We start from the raw sequence: 14557 nt of genomic DNA, 5'->3' as shown, positions 1-14557 counted from the left end.
TTAACGGGGTTAACTTAAATTACCAAATACGATTTGCTGGTCTTCTATTTGAATGCATTGCGGAGAATCGGCATGCTCGCCGATTTGCTCATGCAGCATATAAACACCAGCAATTGAAATAAGTTCTGCTTGCAAGTTTTGGCAGAAAATCTTGCTGTCTTTTCTACCACTTGCGCCAGCGATGGCTCGGCCTCTTAACGCGCCGTATATATGTATGTTGCCATCTGCGATTACTTCGGCTCCATTTCCTACGGAGCCAATCACTACTAAGTCGGTATTTTGTGCATAAATTTGTTGGCCAGAGCGAATTTGGCCGCGAACAATTTTACTGGGAACTACCGAAGGAGCAGCGGGAGGAGTGGGGGCTTTTTCTTCTGTTGGTTTGTTTGGTTTAGCAGTAGCTTGTTGCGAGCCACTGGTCATCACAGCCAAGCCGGCAGCACGAGCTGCGGTTTTTTGCTCAGCGGTTTTACAGCCAGTTACACCCACTAATACAAAGTCTTGAGCTTCAACTACTTCTTTAAGTTGGTCGAAGTCAAACGCATCATCCACTTCACTAATATTTACTACGATAGGAGCACAATTGAAGAACTGCGGGGCTTGTGCCACCTTCTCCATAAGTTTGTTATTTAATGACGTTAAATCATTTTTTCCTAAGTAAACGACTGAAAGGGTAAAGTTTGTCCCTTTAAACTCTATTTCCTGTCCGGACATGAACAGCGGATTCCTTTTTACATTTGTATACGAGCGATGACGCTACACCATATATTCTGATATAGTCTGCGTTTTAGCATAACCTGATCAGTGCCTAGGATACTAACATTTTCATGTTCTGTGCAGTCTATAAAAGTCTCAAAAAACAGCAAACTTATCTCTATATTGAGAAGAAAGACGATTTTTCGAAAGTTCCGGCCTCGTTAATTGAATTAATGGGCGCTAAGGAGCTAGTTATGTTGGTGCCTAAACGACCAACAAAAGATTTTGCTAGTGTAAAAATCGACGCCATAGAAGCCGCGTTTAAAGAACAAGGCTACTATTTACAACTACCACCACCTCCAGAGAATTATCTTAAACAGCATTTGGCCGCGCAGGCTAAAGCTAAAAATAAACAATAAGGGGACGTTAGTGAAAAAAATTATCAGTGCGGTGCTCTTCTCGGCTGCCTTCTCGTTACACGCTGAACCGGGCTTTGATAACTACGTTGAACAACTTAAATTAGAAGCGGCAGAGCAGGGGATATCTCAGCAAACCATCGATGCAGCTTTTACTAATACTAAATTTTACCAACGTGCGGTAAAGGCAGATAAGCAGCAACCAGAGTTTAAACTTACTTTAGACACATACCTGCCGCGAGCCGTTCCCGATTGGAAGGTGCAACAAGCGCGAGCTTTATACAAAAAGCATTACCCTTTGCTAAAAGAGATAGAAAAAAAGTATAAGGTGCAGCCTCGCTTTATTATTGCCTTATGGGGCGTAGAATCTAACTTTGGTAAGTTTACTGGCAACTACAATGTAGTGTCTGCGCTTTCAACTATGTCTTTTGAAGGGCGTCGCGAAGCGTTTTTCAAAAAAGAACTGATGAATGCGCTTCGTATTCTAGATGCTGGTCATATTGAGCCGAACAAAATGAAAGGCTCTTGGGCCGGGGCAATGGGCCAAGTGCAGTTTATGCCAAGCTCGTTTCTCGCTTACGCGCAAGATTTTGACGGCGATGGTAATAGCGATATTTGGAACAATACCGCTGACGCCTTAGCCTCTGCTGCAAATTATTTGGCGCAAAGCGGCTGGAGTGATGATCTAACCTGGGGTCGCCAAGTTCAGCTTCCTAAAGATTATGATGTCAGCAATTCTGGACTAAAAATCACTAAAACTTTAGCCGAATGGCAAGCTCTAGGGGTTCGCCGTTACGACGGCAGCGATTTACCTACACGGGATATTAGCGCTTCAATTGTTCAACCTGATGATGCGCAAGGCCGTGCCTATCTCGCTTATGAAAACTATCGGGTGCTAATGAAGTGGAATCGCTCACACTATTTCGTAGCAGCAGTTGGCACCTTGGCTGATCGTATTTCTTACCCACCGGTGTTTTGATATGTATCAGCATGTTGATAACGAAGGCAAAGCTATACCACTAAGGCCTAGCAAAGCCGTATGTGTTGGGCAAAATTATGTTGCGCATATGCAAGAGATGGGCGGTGCTCCGGTAAAACAAGCAGTGCTATTTAACAAGCCGCCTAGTGCCTTTGTTAGTTTTGATAATGGTGTTGCTATCCCTAAGGGTTTGGGAGCCGTGGATTATGAATTGGAGCTAGCATTGTTAATTAGCAAGCCGCTAAAAAATGCCTCTAAAGCTGAGCTAAATGATGCAGTTTGGGGTTATGCTGCCGCCTTAGATTTAACCCTTCGAGATATTCAGCTAGAGCTAAAGCAACGTGGTCACCCTTGGGAGCGAGCCAAAGCTTTCGATCGCAGCTGTGTGCTTAGCGCCTTTAAACCAATTGCTTGCTTAAGTGAATTAGATGACGTTAGCTTGCAGCTAAAACAAAATGGTGCAGTAAAACAACAGGGCAGTAGTCAACAAATGATCCGCCCTATTGAGATGTTGTTAATTGAAGCCTCTCAGTGCTTTAGTCTGCAAGCGGGTGATGTACTACTTACTGGCACTCCTGCAGGTGTTGGGCCTTTAGAAGCTGGAGATAAACTAGCATTAACCGTTGCCGGTATAGAGCTAGAAACAGAGGTTGTAATAAGTGAGTGAAGTAAGATTTTGGGAAACCAAAACCTTGGCGCAGATGAATGCCCAAGAATGGGAGTCATTGTGTGACGGCTGCGGAAAATGTTGTTTGTCGAAGTTGATAGACGAAGACACCGATGAGCTCTATTACACCAACATCGCTTGTGTATTGCTTAATAGTAAAAGCTGTCGATGCAGTGATTATGAAAACCGTTTTGCTAAAGTACCCGACTGCGTAAAAATAAGCTTAGATGATATTGATGCTTTTCATTGGCTGCCGCCAAGTTGCGCTTATAAGCGTTTGATTGAAGGTAAACCTTTGCCACAATGGCATCCACTACTTAATAAAGGCAAAGCCTCTGAGATGCATAAACGAGGTGCGTCGGTACGCGGTAAAATTGTTTGCGAAACGCAATTAACTGGTCCTTCTCAAGATTATATTGTGCGCTGGCCTTTAGATGAATGTGAGTAGTTCGGGTTATTGGCACAAATAAAAAGCCCGCTTAAAGCGGGCTTTTTAATGTGAGCTATTTTTTGCGCCATTGTAGGCCAAAGAACATCACTCCTGCTGCTAAGAACACCGCAAATATCAAGATAAGCCACTGTGGCATAGACCAACCTAAGAACATCCATGAAATTTTGTCACAGAAGCCTGTTGGGTTAAATAACCAAGGTACCCACTTATCTAATGGCGCCCATTCCGGAAAGTTTGCGAAGAAGTCACACGTCGCGAATGGGTTAGGGTTCATTTGATAATCGGTGTGAGTAATAGCCAGCTGTAAGCCACAAGCTGCGCTTACTATCCACATTCCAAATGCTGTTAAGCGAATGATGAGATTGTGCGGGGCTATCCATCCAATGAGACCAGCGAACATTAAACCAAACATGGCTACACGCTCATAAATACACATAACACAAGGGTCGAGCTTCATTACGTGTTGGAAGAATAGGGCACACAATTCTAGTGATAAGCTACCAATAAAAAGCAGAAACCAAGGTTTACGTTGGTAAGGCATGCTGCTTAAAAAGTTGAGCATAATCAGAAACTCCGATAAAAAAAGGCGATGCAAGCATCGCCGTTTTTATTTTTAATGTCCAGCAGAAACCGCCGATGCGGCTCCCGCAACGTGATGGCTGATCCAACCCATATCGTAGAAGTATTGAGTTGCAGGAATAAGCGCGTATTCCACACACAACAAACCAACACCAGCAAGTACAAAGGTATAAGGCAGCGCCATCCAAACCATGCGGCCGTATGATAAGCGTAATAATGGTGCTAACGACGACGTAAGTAAGAATAAGAAGGCCGCTTGACCGTTTGGTGTTGCGACTGAAGGCAAGTTAGTACCGGTGTTAATCGCTACCGCTAACATGTCGAACTGATCTCGGGTGATTTGTCCTTCCAACCAAGCTGTTTTCACTTCGTTGATGTAAACCGTGCCCACAAATACATTGTCACTGACCATCGATAGCAAGCCGTTTGCTATGTAGAAAGCAACTAGCTGGCCTTCGTTTTCAATCGACAATACCCAGTGAATCACTGGCTTAAATAGTTCTAAGTCAATAATTACCGCAACAATAGAGAAGAACACCGCTAACAAGGCAGTAAATGGCAGGGCCTCTTCAAAGGCTTTTCCTAGTTGATGCTCTTCGGTAATGCCAGTAAATGAAGTAGCCAGAATAATTACCGATAAACCAATTAAGCCAACAGCGGCTAAGTGCAGTGCTAGACCAATGATTAACCATACAGCAATAACTGCTTGAACAATTAGCTTAGCGCGGTCACGGTTAGTGCGTTTTTGATCTTCGTGTTTATCGTAGTCGGTAAGAATTTGGCGAACATTTACTGGTAGCTGGCTTCCGTAGCCAAACTTGCCAATTTTTTCTAACGCAAAACAGGTAATTAATCCACATACTAAAACAGGTAGAGATACCGGTGCCATTCTCAGGAAGAACTCGAAGAACTGCCAGCTAGACTGGTCTGCAATGATCAGGTTTTGCGGTTCACCTACCATGGTACATACGCCACCTAATGCGGTACCTACACCCGCATGCATCATTAAGCTACGTAAGAATGCGCGAAAGCCTTCTAAGTCATCACTGCTTAAGTCATCGCCAGTGTGGTCATGTTTTTGGTGAAAATCTTTGCCAGATGCCACTTTGTGATAAATGCTGTAGAAGCCAATCGCTACGCTAATGACTACAGCAATTACGGTTAAGGCATCTAAGAAAGCTGATAAAAAGGCGCCGGCTGCACAAAAGGCTAAAGACAAAATGGCTTTGTCTTTAATTTTGATAAGCATCTTGGTGAAAACAAACAACAGCAGTTGTTTCATGAAGAAAATACCGGCCACCATGAAGATCAATAGCAGCACTACTTCGAAGTTGGCGACCAATTCATGTTTAACGGTTTCAGAGGATGTCATGCCTATTGCTACTGCTTCTATGGCAAGCAGGCCGCCCGGCTGAAGCGGGTAACATTTTAACGCCATCGCAAGAGTAAAAATAAATTCGATAACGAGTAACCAACCTGCAGCAAACGGGTTGATATAGAAAACGATGGGGTTAATGATTAGAAATAAAACAATGGCTTTTTTATACCACAAAGGTGCATTGCCAAGAAAATTCTTAGCAAAAGCACTAGAAAGACTAGTATTCATCCTGAAATCTCATTGTTGTTCAAATGGCAGGTCGAGTTTCCCCTACGAAAACTCGTGCGCGATTGTATGTGATCTCACGTGGCTTTGGTAGTTGAACAACCGAAAATATCAAATTTATTCAAGTGTCGATAAAAATAGTCAAGAGATTTTCAAATTTGGAGGTTTGAGCTCAAACCACTTGCTTTAGCTTTAGTTAATGGTTTGTTATTATCGATACAATAAAAACGAAAATAGACTGAGTAAATAATGGTAATTAAAGCAAAAAGTCCAGCGGGATTCGCAGAACAATACATCATTGAATCTATCTGGAATAACCGTTTTGCTCCTGGCACAATTTTACCCGCCGAAAGAGAATTATCTGAGTTAATAGGTGTAACCCGCACCACCTTGCGTGAAGTGCTTCAACGATTAGCGCGAGATGGATGGTTAACTATTCAGCACGGCAAACCCACTAAGGTGAACAACTTTTGGGAAACCGCAGGGCTGAATATTTTGGAAACTTTAGCCCGTTTAGATACCGATGGTGTGCCAGAGTTGTTTGAGCAACTGCTATCAGCAAGAACCAACATTAGTGTGATTTTTATTCGTGGTGCCCTAAAAAACAATCCCGAGAAAAGTCGCCAACTTATCGAGCAATACAAACAACTTGAGCAAACTGGCGAAGCTTACGCTGAGTTTGATTATCAAGTGTTACACGGCTTATCTTTTGCGTCGGGCAATCCTTTATACGCGCTTATCTTAAATGGCTTTAGAGGCATGTATCAAAGCGTAGGTAAATACTACTTTGACGACCCTCAAGCACGCACCTTAGTTGATAATTTCTATCAAGAGCTCATCACGTTGGCCGATAGCGGCGAACATGATAAAGCGCTGCAAGTAGTGCGTAGTTACGGTATTGCTACTAGTGAAGTGTGGAAGCGCCTGCGTGAAACCATGCCAAGTGATATTATGGAAGCAGACTAAGTTTTAGCTGCTAGTAGTAAAAAGCTCCGCATTGCGGAGCTTTTTGGTTTTAGGCTACCTTGGCTTCTAGGTAGTTAATGATATCGTTAGACTCGTATAACCATTCTACTTGGTCGCCATTTTCAATGCGTAGACAAGGCACTTTTCTTGAACCACCTTGGGCCACCAACTCTTCAAGATATTCTGGCTGCGCCTTAATATCGCGTAAGCCTATACTTAAACCATTACGTTTCATCGAGCGACGTACTTTTACGCAAAATGGGCAAGCCGGCAGCTGATATAGGTGTAAACCTTGGGTTTTTTGATCAATTACCGCCTGCTCCTCAGCACTTCTTTTTACGCCCTTAGGGGAAAATACTGCGTTAAGTAACAATATAATGCGGCCTAAAATCCAACGAACTAGTTTCATTATTACAACCTTGCTAACAATTTGCGGCTGAGTTTAACACAATCAGTGCTCAGCAAAAGCCTTACTAAAACACCAACGTTGTAATGCCCAGCACCAAAAACAAAATAGCAGTAACTCGATGAATAAGAGTCATAGGCAATTTCTCTACGCCAAGCTTACCCACCAGCACTACTGGCACGTTGGCTAGGCACATTCCGATGGTAGTGCCGGTAATTACCATAAACATCGAGTCATACTTGGCTGCCAAAATCACAGTCGCAACCTGGGTTTTGTCGCCAATCTCGGCAATAAAAAACAAGATGAGCGAGGCCAAAAAGGGGCCGTATTTGAGTAGTTTGCTATCGTCTTCATCTATTTTGTCTGGCACTAATACCCAAAGCGCCATGGCAATAAATGATAAGCCAACTAGCCAACGTAAAATCTCAGGGTTTAGCCATTGCTGCACTAACGAGCCAAACCAAGCTGCGGCTGCATGGTTAAGTAGAGTTGCGATAACAATACCGGCAATAATTGGCAGAGGTTTTTTGAATTTGCAGGCGAGCAGAAGAGCAAGCAGTTGAGTTTTATCGCCTATCTCGGCAATGGCTACGGCAGTAATTGAAGTGAATAAAGCTTCCATTGGATTTCTTGTATGAGGCGAGCAGATAAACCAATGCACACAACGCAGCTCACCTCTTTATGGCGTTAATGTGCATTTGGTCTTGCTAGGCCAATAAAGGCTGCATTTACCATAGTGATGAGCACTAAGTATGTTGATAAATGCCCCATACCTTATTGATATGGGCAGCTACTCCCCAAAAGCGCGCTGAATATACCCAAAAGCCCCACTAAAGGCAATGGTTTAGCCACCGATGCGTTTAGTTTTGTAATCTTTCTGCTTAAGCCAAACCTCTAGCTTGTCGCGTTGGTCACCTTGGATCTCGATAACGTAATCTTTAACGCTGCCACCTACGCCGCAATGTTTTTTCATGTCTTTACATAAGGTTTTTAATTCTGCTTCGGCTAAACCAAAACCTGTTAAGCAGGTAACCCCTTTGCCTTTTCTGCCTTTAGTTTCTCTACGCAGCTTAATAGTACCGTCTGTTTCAGGCACTTGTTCAGCTTGCTGCTCTGGTTCAATGCGGCCTTGGTCTGTTGAGTAAACCAGTTGCGAAAGTTGGTCTTTGAATGACATCTTCAATCTACCTTATACGTAAGTTGTGCTGATGGTAGCGTATTTATTCAGACGGTTTCAAAAAATAGCGATAAATATTTCTCACAAAAATACAAAGCTATCTATAAGCGTTTGATTTAGATCAACACGGAACAGTGATGTGTGTCGCACAATGAAGCCAAATGAAAATCATTATTATTTAGACTTAGGTATGGAGGATCCATGTCATTGGATGAAATAGCCACTGGTCAAAAGGCGCAAATATTGAGCTTAAATGGCTTACCGCGAGCAATGCGCAAGAAGCTTATGTCGTTGGGTATTTTACCCAATACGACCTTAACCATTGTAAGGCGCGCTCCACTTGGGGATCCTATCCAAGTATCTGCACCTGGAATCAACCTTGCGCTAAGTAATGGCCAAGCAAAAGCGATTGAGGTGGATAGTCTATGAACAAACATATGATAGCCACCGTAGGTAATCCTAATAGCGGTAAAAGTACCTTGTTTAACGCTTTAACCGGCAGTAAACAAAAAGTAGGTAACTTTAGCGGGATAACTGTAGATAAAAAGTCTGGCTGGATCCGCCAAGCCGACTGGCAAGCAGAAGTCGTAGACTTACCCGGTGTATACAACATTGATCCGCAGCTTGATAAAAGCTCATTAGATGAACGGATCGCTTGTGAGTTTTTGCAATCTGAGCCACTAGACCTAGTAATTAATGTGATTGATGCCAGCGCAGTGGAGCGTAGCCTGTATTTAAGCATTCAGCTTAAAGAGCTTGGCCTGCCAGTGGTGTTGGTGCTAAATAAAATGGACACAGCTAAAGCTAAGCTACTTAATATTAAGGTGAAGCAGTTTAGCGAGCAGTTTAATTTGCCAGTGGTGTGCTTGTCAGCCACCTCGAAAAAGCAAGTGAATGACTTTAAGCGCAACTTGCCTAAATTAATGGAGCAAGCCCAGCAAGCTCCCGCTTTAAGCTTGGAATACCCATCGGAAATTGAAGCCTTTACAACCGAGTGGCAGCAAAAGCTTGGCTTAAACAAGGGGCAAGTTCTGCGCTTAATTGAGCATGATCCATGGCTAACCGAGCAACTAGACCCTGATTTACAGCTAGAGGTGGGCCACGCGCTAGGGCAATTTACAACAACTGACGTTGATTTAGAGCTCGCTGACAGCCGCTATAGCTTTATCTACCAACTTACCCAAAGCTGTATCAGTAAAAAAGGCCAGCTAAGCCGCGATTATTCCGAGCTACTGGACAAAGTATTGCTTAACCGTTGGGTAGGTATTCCGGCCTTTTTAGGTGTTATGTACCTAATGTTCATGTTTGCCATTAACGGTGGAGCGGTGTTTATCGATTTTTTCGATATTACAGCTGGTACTATTTTTGTTGATGGGGTGAGCGAACTGTTAGCCAGTGTTGGTGCGCCAGAATGGGCGAGCATTGTATTGGCGAGCGGAGTAGGGGTAGGCATACAAACCGTAGCAACCTTTATTCCTGTAATTGCTTGTTTGTATCTGTTTTTAGCCTTGTTAGAAAGCTCAGGTTACTTAGCGCGTGCTGCGTTTGTTGTAGACCGCGCTATGCAAATTATCGGCTTACCCGGTAAAGCATTTGTGCCAATGTTAATGGGCTTTGGTTGTACCGTGCCGGCCATTATGGCTACTCGAGTACTAGAAAAGCACCGTGAACGGGTGCTTACCTCAGCAATGAGTCCGTTTATGTCTTGTGGTGCACGTTTACCCGTATATGCCTTGTTTGTTGCTGCGTTTTTCCCCGAGCAAGGGCAGAACATGGTGTTTGCTTTGTATATTGTGGGCATTATCGCTGCGATTATTACCGGTTTGCTGCTTAAGTACACTTTGCTACCTGGCACAGCTCAAGACTCTGTATTAGAGCTGCCAGACTATCAGTTCCCAACAGTGTTTGGGGTACTATTGCTTACTTGGCAAAAAGTGCGAGGCTTTATTGTTGGCGCCGGTAAAACCATTGTTTTAGTGGTAGCGATATTAAGTGTTCTTAATCACGTTGGTACCGGCGGTGAGTTGGATGCTGAAGGTCAAGAGCACTCCATATTGGCTCGCGCTAGCCAGTTTGTTACGCCGGTATTTGGCCCCATGGGCATCGAGCAAGATAATTGGCCAGCCACCGTAGGAATTGTAACCGGCCTGTTTGCTAAAGAAGCGGTAATTGGCACCTTAAACAGTCTATATGCAGATCCTGAAGAAGAGGCTGAAGCATGGACTTACTTAGGCCGTTTCCAAGAAGCCGGTCAAAGCATTGTCGATAACTTTAACGACCTTAATTATGGCGATCCGCTGGGCATTGCTATTGAAGAAGCTGAAGATGTAGCTAGCGCTGCAGAAATCAATGAAGTAGATCTAGGCACTATGTCACAGTTGTCTCAACACTTTAGCCAAGCTTCAGCTGTATCGTTTATGTTGTTTATTTTGTTGTACATGCCTTGTGCAGCGGCGATGGGCGCTTTGGTCAAAGAGCTTGGATTAAAATGGGCAAGATTGATTGGTGTATGGTCGACCTTGTTAGCTTATTGCACCGCAACTATTTATTACCAAGCGGCAACATGGCAACAAACACCCATTTCAGCCAGTGTATTGTTATTGGCAATGGTTATTGTACTAAGTGTTTGGGTACTGTTTTTAAAGCGTCAAAAGGCTGAGCACTATGATACTACAAGCGCTTAAAAGCTATATTGAAGAGAACCCCGGTGTGTTGTTAAACCAAGTCGCTAAGCATTTTTCGCTTAGCGATGACGCGGCGCTAGCTATGCTTCAACCATGGGTTAAGCGCCATAAGTTGCGAGTTGTTAAACTCGGCTCATGTAATAAAGGCTGTGGTTGTAGCGCTAGTGAAGAGCAGTGGCAGCTTTACTGGCAAAATGACAATAGCATTGGCGTAACCTGTTAAATCTATACCCAAACTTAGACCAAAAAAGGACAACAGTAAGTTGTCCTTTTCTTTGTTCTATATATCTTAAATGTATTTAGTTTCCTAGAGCTTCAAGATGGCACCCATCTATTGTTATCATATTCATAAGCCCAGAAATCAGCTTCAAAAGACTGAACTTCAACTAATACTTCGATCCGAAGGGTAGTCCGTTCAGGTATGAATTTTGTTGCAGCCTTTTTAGCATCTTCAAACGTTGAATAGTAGAAGATGTTTTTGTCGGCATAGAGCCTGTAATTATTTATCGTCATGTTTGTAACTCTAGCCTGTGGCTTTTATCGTTAAATCTTGCCAGCCTAGCTTTAAACTATATTGCGGCTCCGATGGTAAAGGTTGAATAGTAAATACTAGTAATGGTTACCACCACTACTACGATACATAGAAGTATATTGAAAATGGTAACTCGCTTAAATACCTTCCAACTAGGCGAACAGAAGAGAAGGCTTAAGCAATAGCTACTGTAAGTCACCTTTGCGAGATAATAGAATATAGGGTAATACATATAGTTTTTATAGATATACTCTGTAAACCTAGGAAGCTCAACATCAAAGTTTCTATGTATTTTTGCGAATTCCGGAGTGATTAACATCAGCCCCGTGTATATCACATAGAAAACCGCAACAAGAACAATTCCCAGCAATAACTGGATGATTATTGTTTTTACGTTTTTAGATTTCTCAAAATCATCAACCGGAGCTGATTCACTCATCTATGTTCCTTTAAGTTGCAGGTCTACGGGTAAAAGCTTACTTTAAAACTGGTTAGAGTTAAGCAGTTTGAGTTGAGGAGCTGTAATCTACCCGCTGTTGTGAGTGCGTTGATAAGCTTCGATAAACTGCTTCACTGGCATTGGTTTGCCAAACATCCAGCCTTGACCATATTCAACACCTAAATCTTCTAATACTTTGCTCTGCATAATATTTTCTATGCCTTCGGCAATTACTTTTAAGTCAGACTTATGAGCAATATCTACCATGTGCGGTACTAGCGAAGAGCGTATAGAGCCAGCTTCTAAATCAAATACAAAGCTTTTGTCTATTTTTAAGTATTGGCAGCGAAAGTTTTTTAGTTGAGCAAGGTTAGAGTAGCCGGTACCAAAGTCGTCAATGGCAACTTCAAAACCTTGTTTAATGACTTGGTTTATATTTTGGTTTGCTACCAGGCTGTCTAGTTGCAGGTCTTCGGTTATTTCTAAGGTTATGTTGCCTGTGAAATCTTTTACCTCTTGTAAGTTTTTTAACTCGTTGATGTTGTTGTTTTCAACGTCGTTAGGGAAAATATTAAAGCTAATTTTGCAATCGCTTTGTATTACACCGCTGGCTTGCAGGTCCTTTAGCGCATTTTTAATCACCAATAAAGTAAACGGCCAAGTGAGTTTTAAGGCGCGGATCTCACCAATAAATTGGTCTGGATAAAGCTCGCCAAGCGGGTCCTTAAAGCGCGCCAATACCTCACCGCCAATCACTCGTTTTGTTTTTAAGTCCACCAAAGGTTGAATTTGGTAATAAAAATGCTTTTTACGTAAACCTCGACGAAGTCGAGCGTTGGTGCTGCTGTGACGCTTAAATAATGTTTCGGAGCAGATGCTTGCCAAAATCCCAAAGGCAAGGCTGAGCATTAACGAGAAGAATAAAAACCAAGTTTTGTTTTTAATAAGCGTGTAATTGTAAAGGCTTAGGGCGATACAAAAATCGTAGTTTTCACTACAGCTGTGAAAATAGTGATAGTTGTCGGTGACTTCCTCATAAACCAAGGTGTCGGTGTCTTTATATATACCTTGGGTGCCGGTGAGGTGAATGGCATTTTCTCTCCTGTTCGACACTAACTCCCATTGATTATCACCATATTCAAGCGGCGCAAAGGTACTGTTATCGATCACCACATTAAAGTCGCCCCTGCGAATCACCACTCCAGAGTGCAGGTAATCAAATATGATGAGCTGTGTATTAAGCCAAATATCAAAGCCTAGTGAGGTAGAAAAAGATGGAGGATCTAAAGCTACTGGCTCTTCGAGTAAGCCGCCAACACTAGTACAAAGAAGGTGATCGTCTTTTAGTAAACCCACATCGCGAATATAACTACTTAAGTATACTGTTTGGCGCATCTTAGTGAGGGAAGCTTCGCTACAATCATTTATATCTAGTTTTTCAAGGTCGTCTAAAGCTTGAAGGGAATCATAAATAACTGTTTGAGTCAGAGAAATGGTATTGTGGGCGTAGCGGCGTTGGCTTTCACTAATATCTGCTGAAAGCAGCATTAAGGCAATGTATACCATCAGAGCGCAGGTGAAAAATCCGCTGCTGATTACAACGGTTCGAGGTGAGAATATCCGCATTAACCAATCCTTTTGCATAGACCTCACAAGTAAAGCATAAAAACATCAATCATTCCTATGCTTTACAGTGTTTTAAGTTCCATTTTCTAGATTAGTTATTGGGCTATATTTGAATGCTTATTCCGGCTTTTGATTGATTAAGCGGATTAACAGGCTGCCGTCGAGTAGGGCACGCTTTACGAGTGCTAGGCCACCAATGGTCGGTTTATTTTGAAAGTGTGCTGCTTGCACTGGCAAGGCATCGGCAAAAGAGCTTAAGGCTTGATGCTGAATGCATTGCTTGATGGTGGGTAATAAAATGTCTTCAGCGGCCATTATTTCACCCGCTAATACAATTTTTTGCGGGTGAAACAGGTTAATGGCAATCGCAATGCTGCTACCCAATACTGTGGCAACACGTTGCAGTACTTGTCGGCATAACATGTCGCCTTGTTTAGCCGCAAAACATACGTCTTCAATGGTAAAGCCGGCTTCCAGAATACTTGGGCTACCTTGCTCAATTAGCGCTTGCAAACGCGCGACAATGGCGGTGTTAGATACAATGGTTTCTAGGCAACCAACATTACCACACTGGCATTTCTGACCTAATGGGTCGACTTGAATATGACCAATTTCGCCAACATCGCGGTGTTGGCTCATAAATACCTGACCATTAACAATGATGCCCGCGCTAGTACCGCTATGCACGGTAATGAGTATCGAGTCTAAACAGTCTTTGGTTGCGCCAAAGTAATGTTCGGCTAAAGCCATCGCGCGAGTATCGTTACCGATATAAGCGGGTAAACCAAAACGGCTCTCTATCATTTCACCTAATGGGCAATCGCGTAGTTGGTAATGTGGGGTATAAACCACAATGCCTTCACCGGGATTAACTAAGCCTGACAAGGTTACGGCTACCGCAATAAGCTGCTTTTGTTCACTAACATACTGTTCAATAAAGTCGGCGATTTTGTCGAGTAACTCTTGGGTTAACGGACCTTGCTCAAGTTCGTTTACTGAGAGTTTGTCGTGGGCATGAGATACACCGCTTAAATCAAACAGTGAAATATCTAAAGCTCCGCGACCCAATCGTACCGAGATAAAGTAATAACTGCCTTGCTCAGCCATTAAAGAAATAGCGCGACGACCTCCGGTGGAGGCTTGTTGGGCAACTTCTTTAATTAAGCCTGTTGCTAGCAGTTGGCGGGTAATTTTTGTCACACTGGCGGGCGCTAGTTGGCTCTGCTCCGCAATTTTCACCCGCGAGATTGGTCCTTGTTGGTCAATCATGCCATATACTGCGGCAGTATTTACCTGCTTAACTTTATCTACATTTACGATTAATTTGTCATTCATC

The 14557-nt window shown here is 43.0% G+C and carries 16 protein-coding genes and 1 riboswitch; of the genes, 8 read left to right on the top strand and 8 right to left on the bottom strand.

All coding sequences use genetic code 11. From position 1 onward, the window contains the following. Positions 1-9: 9 nt before the first annotated feature. Positions 10-714: a septum site-determining protein MinC gene (minC, locus tag ACYFDN_RS05295; protein WP_483510205.1), complete on the bottom strand. Its 705-nt coding sequence runs from the start codon at positions 712-714 to the stop codon at positions 10-12. Positions 715-827: 113 nt separating this feature from the next. Here minC and ACYFDN_RS05290 point away from each other — a divergent pair, with 113 nt between their 5' ends. From ACYFDN_RS05290 to ACYFDN_RS05275, 4 genes are read left to right on the top strand one after another with little or no spacing between them, the layout of a single operon-like run. Further along, the gene (locus ACYFDN_RS05290; RefSeq protein WP_040307002.1) at positions 828-1115 is read left to right on the top strand and encodes a YcgL domain-containing protein; all 288 of its coding nucleotides are present in this window, start codon (positions 828-830) and stop codon (positions 1113-1115) included. Between the two features lie 10 nt (positions 1116-1125). Further along, on the top strand, positions 1126-2091 hold the full coding sequence (locus tag ACYFDN_RS05285) for a lytic murein transglycosylase (RefSeq protein ID WP_483510204.1): 966 nt from the start codon (positions 1126-1128) through the stop codon (positions 2089-2091). A gap of 1 nt (position 2092) precedes the next feature. Further along, positions 2093-2758, top strand: a complete 666-nt coding sequence (locus ACYFDN_RS05280) for a fumarylacetoacetate hydrolase family protein (protein WP_483510203.1) — start codon at positions 2093-2095, stop codon at positions 2756-2758. Then, the gene (locus tag ACYFDN_RS05275) at positions 2751-3206 is read left to right on the top strand and encodes a YcgN family cysteine cluster protein (protein ID WP_016401086.1); all 456 of its coding nucleotides are present in this window, start codon (positions 2751-2753) and stop codon (positions 3204-3206) included. Before ACYFDN_RS05280 ends, ACYFDN_RS05275 begins: the two co-directional genes overlap by 8 nt. A gap of 55 nt (positions 3207-3261) precedes the next feature. Here the strand turns inward: ACYFDN_RS05275 and dsbB are convergent, their stop codons facing one another. Beyond that, positions 3262-3771 (bottom strand): disulfide bond formation protein DsbB, encoded by a 510-nt coding sequence (gene dsbB / locus ACYFDN_RS05270; RefSeq protein ID WP_483510202.1) that lies wholly within the window; start codon positions 3769-3771, stop codon positions 3262-3264. Positions 3772-3822: 51 nt separating this feature from the next. Beyond that, positions 3823-5394, bottom strand: coding sequence for a Na(+)/H(+) antiporter NhaB (nhaB, locus tag ACYFDN_RS05265; protein ID WP_016401084.1), 1572 nt, complete (start codon positions 5392-5394; stop codon positions 3823-3825). 246 nt (positions 5395-5640) lie between these two features. Here nhaB and fadR point away from each other — a divergent pair, with 246 nt between their 5' ends. Beyond that, complete coding sequence (gene fadR, locus ACYFDN_RS05260) at positions 5641-6357, top strand: fatty acid metabolism transcriptional regulator FadR (protein ID WP_016401083.1); 717 nt, start codon at positions 5641-5643, stop codon at positions 6355-6357. 49 nt (positions 6358-6406) lie between these two features. Here the strand turns inward: fadR and ACYFDN_RS05255 are convergent, their stop codons facing one another. The 3 genes from ACYFDN_RS05255 to ACYFDN_RS05245 all read right to left on the bottom strand — a co-directional run bounded on the left by ACYFDN_RS05255 (position 6407) and on the right by ACYFDN_RS05245 (position 7940). Then, positions 6407-6766 carry a glutaredoxin family protein gene (locus ACYFDN_RS05255; RefSeq protein WP_406608761.1) on the bottom strand — a complete coding sequence of 120 codons (360 nt, stop codon included), beginning with the start codon at positions 6764-6766 and terminating at the stop codon, positions 6407-6409. A 64-nt stretch (positions 6767-6830) separates the two neighbouring features. Continuing rightward, on the bottom strand, positions 6831-7385 hold the full coding sequence (locus ACYFDN_RS05250; protein ID WP_483510201.1) for a TMEM165/GDT1 family protein: 555 nt from the start codon (positions 7383-7385) through the stop codon (positions 6831-6833). Positions 7386-7395: 10 nt separating this feature from the next. Next, positions 7396-7564, bottom strand: a riboswitch (yybP-ykoY riboswitch). Positions 7565-7607: 43 nt separating this feature from the next. Then, on the bottom strand, positions 7608-7940 hold the full coding sequence (locus tag ACYFDN_RS05245; RefSeq protein ID WP_016401080.1) for a translation initiation factor: 333 nt from the start codon (positions 7938-7940) through the stop codon (positions 7608-7610). Positions 7941-8141: 201 nt separating this feature from the next. Between ACYFDN_RS05245 and ACYFDN_RS05240 the strand changes: the two genes are divergently transcribed. The 3 genes from ACYFDN_RS05240 to ACYFDN_RS05230 are packed head-to-tail and all read left to right on the top strand — an operon-like array spanning position 8142 to position 10847. Next, on the top strand, positions 8142-8369 hold the full coding sequence (locus tag ACYFDN_RS05240; RefSeq protein WP_152782511.1) for a FeoA family protein: 228 nt from the start codon (positions 8142-8144) through the stop codon (positions 8367-8369). Next, on the top strand, positions 8366-10624 hold the full coding sequence (gene feoB / locus ACYFDN_RS05235; protein WP_483510200.1) for a Fe(2+) transporter permease subunit FeoB: 2259 nt from the start codon (positions 8366-8368) through the stop codon (positions 10622-10624). The genes ACYFDN_RS05240 and feoB overlap by 4 nt, the downstream gene beginning before the upstream one ends. After that, positions 10605-10847, top strand: a complete 243-nt coding sequence (locus ACYFDN_RS05230; protein ID WP_016401077.1) for a FeoC-like transcriptional regulator — start codon at positions 10605-10607, stop codon at positions 10845-10847. Before feoB ends, ACYFDN_RS05230 begins: the two co-directional genes overlap by 20 nt. Before the next feature lie 835 nt (positions 10848-11682). On the opposite strand, the gene ACYFDN_RS05225 is transcribed toward ACYFDN_RS05230, so the two are convergent. Further along, the gene (locus ACYFDN_RS05225) at positions 11683-13221 is read right to left on the bottom strand and encodes an EAL domain-containing protein (RefSeq protein WP_483510199.1); all 1539 of its coding nucleotides are present in this window, start codon (positions 13219-13221) and stop codon (positions 11683-11685) included. Positions 13222-13338: 117 nt separating this feature from the next. Beyond that, positions 13339-14556 (bottom strand): ROK family protein, encoded by a 1218-nt coding sequence (locus ACYFDN_RS05220; protein WP_483510198.1) that lies wholly within the window; start codon positions 14554-14556, stop codon positions 13339-13341. Position 14557: the final 1 nt, after the last annotated feature.

The sequence above is a fragment of the Agarivorans sp. D1326 genome (assembly GCF_056958115.1).
The sequence above is the reverse complement of the archived record's forward strand: the minus strand, read 5'-3'. Positions and strand labels throughout refer to the sequence as shown.

What these genes read in the sequence shown, in the direction of transcription:
- minC (WP_483510205.1), bottom strand. Translation starts at nt 714, where the DNA reads ATGTCCGGACAGGAAATAGAGTTTAAAGGGACAAACTTTACCCTTTCA.
- ACYFDN_RS05290 (WP_040307002.1), top strand. Translation starts at nt 828, where the DNA reads ATGTTCTGTGCAGTCTATAAAAGTCTCAAAAAACAGCAAACTTATCTC.
- ACYFDN_RS05280 (WP_483510203.1), top strand. Translation starts at nt 2,093, where the DNA reads ATGTATCAGCATGTTGATAACGAAGGCAAAGCTATACCACTAAGGCCT.
- dsbB (WP_483510202.1), bottom strand. Translation starts at nt 3,771, where the DNA reads ATGCTCAACTTTTTAAGCAGCATGCCTTACCAACGTAAACCTTGGTTT.
- nhaB (WP_016401084.1), bottom strand. Translation starts at nt 5,394, where the DNA reads ATGAATACTAGTCTTTCTAGTGCTTTTGCTAAGAATTTTCTTGGCAAT.
- fadR (WP_016401083.1), top strand. Translation starts at nt 5,641, where the DNA reads ATGGTAATTAAAGCAAAAAGTCCAGCGGGATTCGCAGAACAATACATC.
- ACYFDN_RS05255 (WP_406608761.1), bottom strand. Translation starts at nt 6,766, where the DNA reads ATGAAACTAGTTCGTTGGATTTTAGGCCGCATTATATTGTTACTTAAC.
- ACYFDN_RS05250 (WP_483510201.1), bottom strand. Translation starts at nt 7,385, where the DNA reads ATGGAAGCTTTATTCACTTCAATTACTGCCGTAGCCATTGCCGAGATA.
- ACYFDN_RS05245 (WP_016401080.1), bottom strand. Translation starts at nt 7,940, where the DNA reads ATGTCATTCAAAGACCAACTTTCGCAACTGGTTTACTCAACAGACCAA.
- ACYFDN_RS05240 (WP_152782511.1), top strand. Translation starts at nt 8,142, where the DNA reads ATGTCATTGGATGAAATAGCCACTGGTCAAAAGGCGCAAATATTGAGC.
- feoB (WP_483510200.1), top strand. Translation starts at nt 8,366, where the DNA reads ATGAACAAACATATGATAGCCACCGTAGGTAATCCTAATAGCGGTAAA.
- ACYFDN_RS05230 (WP_016401077.1), top strand. Translation starts at nt 10,605, where the DNA reads ATGATACTACAAGCGCTTAAAAGCTATATTGAAGAGAACCCCGGTGTG.
- ACYFDN_RS05225 (WP_483510199.1), bottom strand. Translation starts at nt 13,221, where the DNA reads ATGCGGATATTCTCACCTCGAACCGTTGTAATCAGCAGCGGATTTTTC.
- ACYFDN_RS05220 (WP_483510198.1), bottom strand. Translation starts at nt 14,556, where the DNA reads ATGAATGACAAATTAATCGTAAATGTAGATAAAGTTAAGCAGGTAAAT.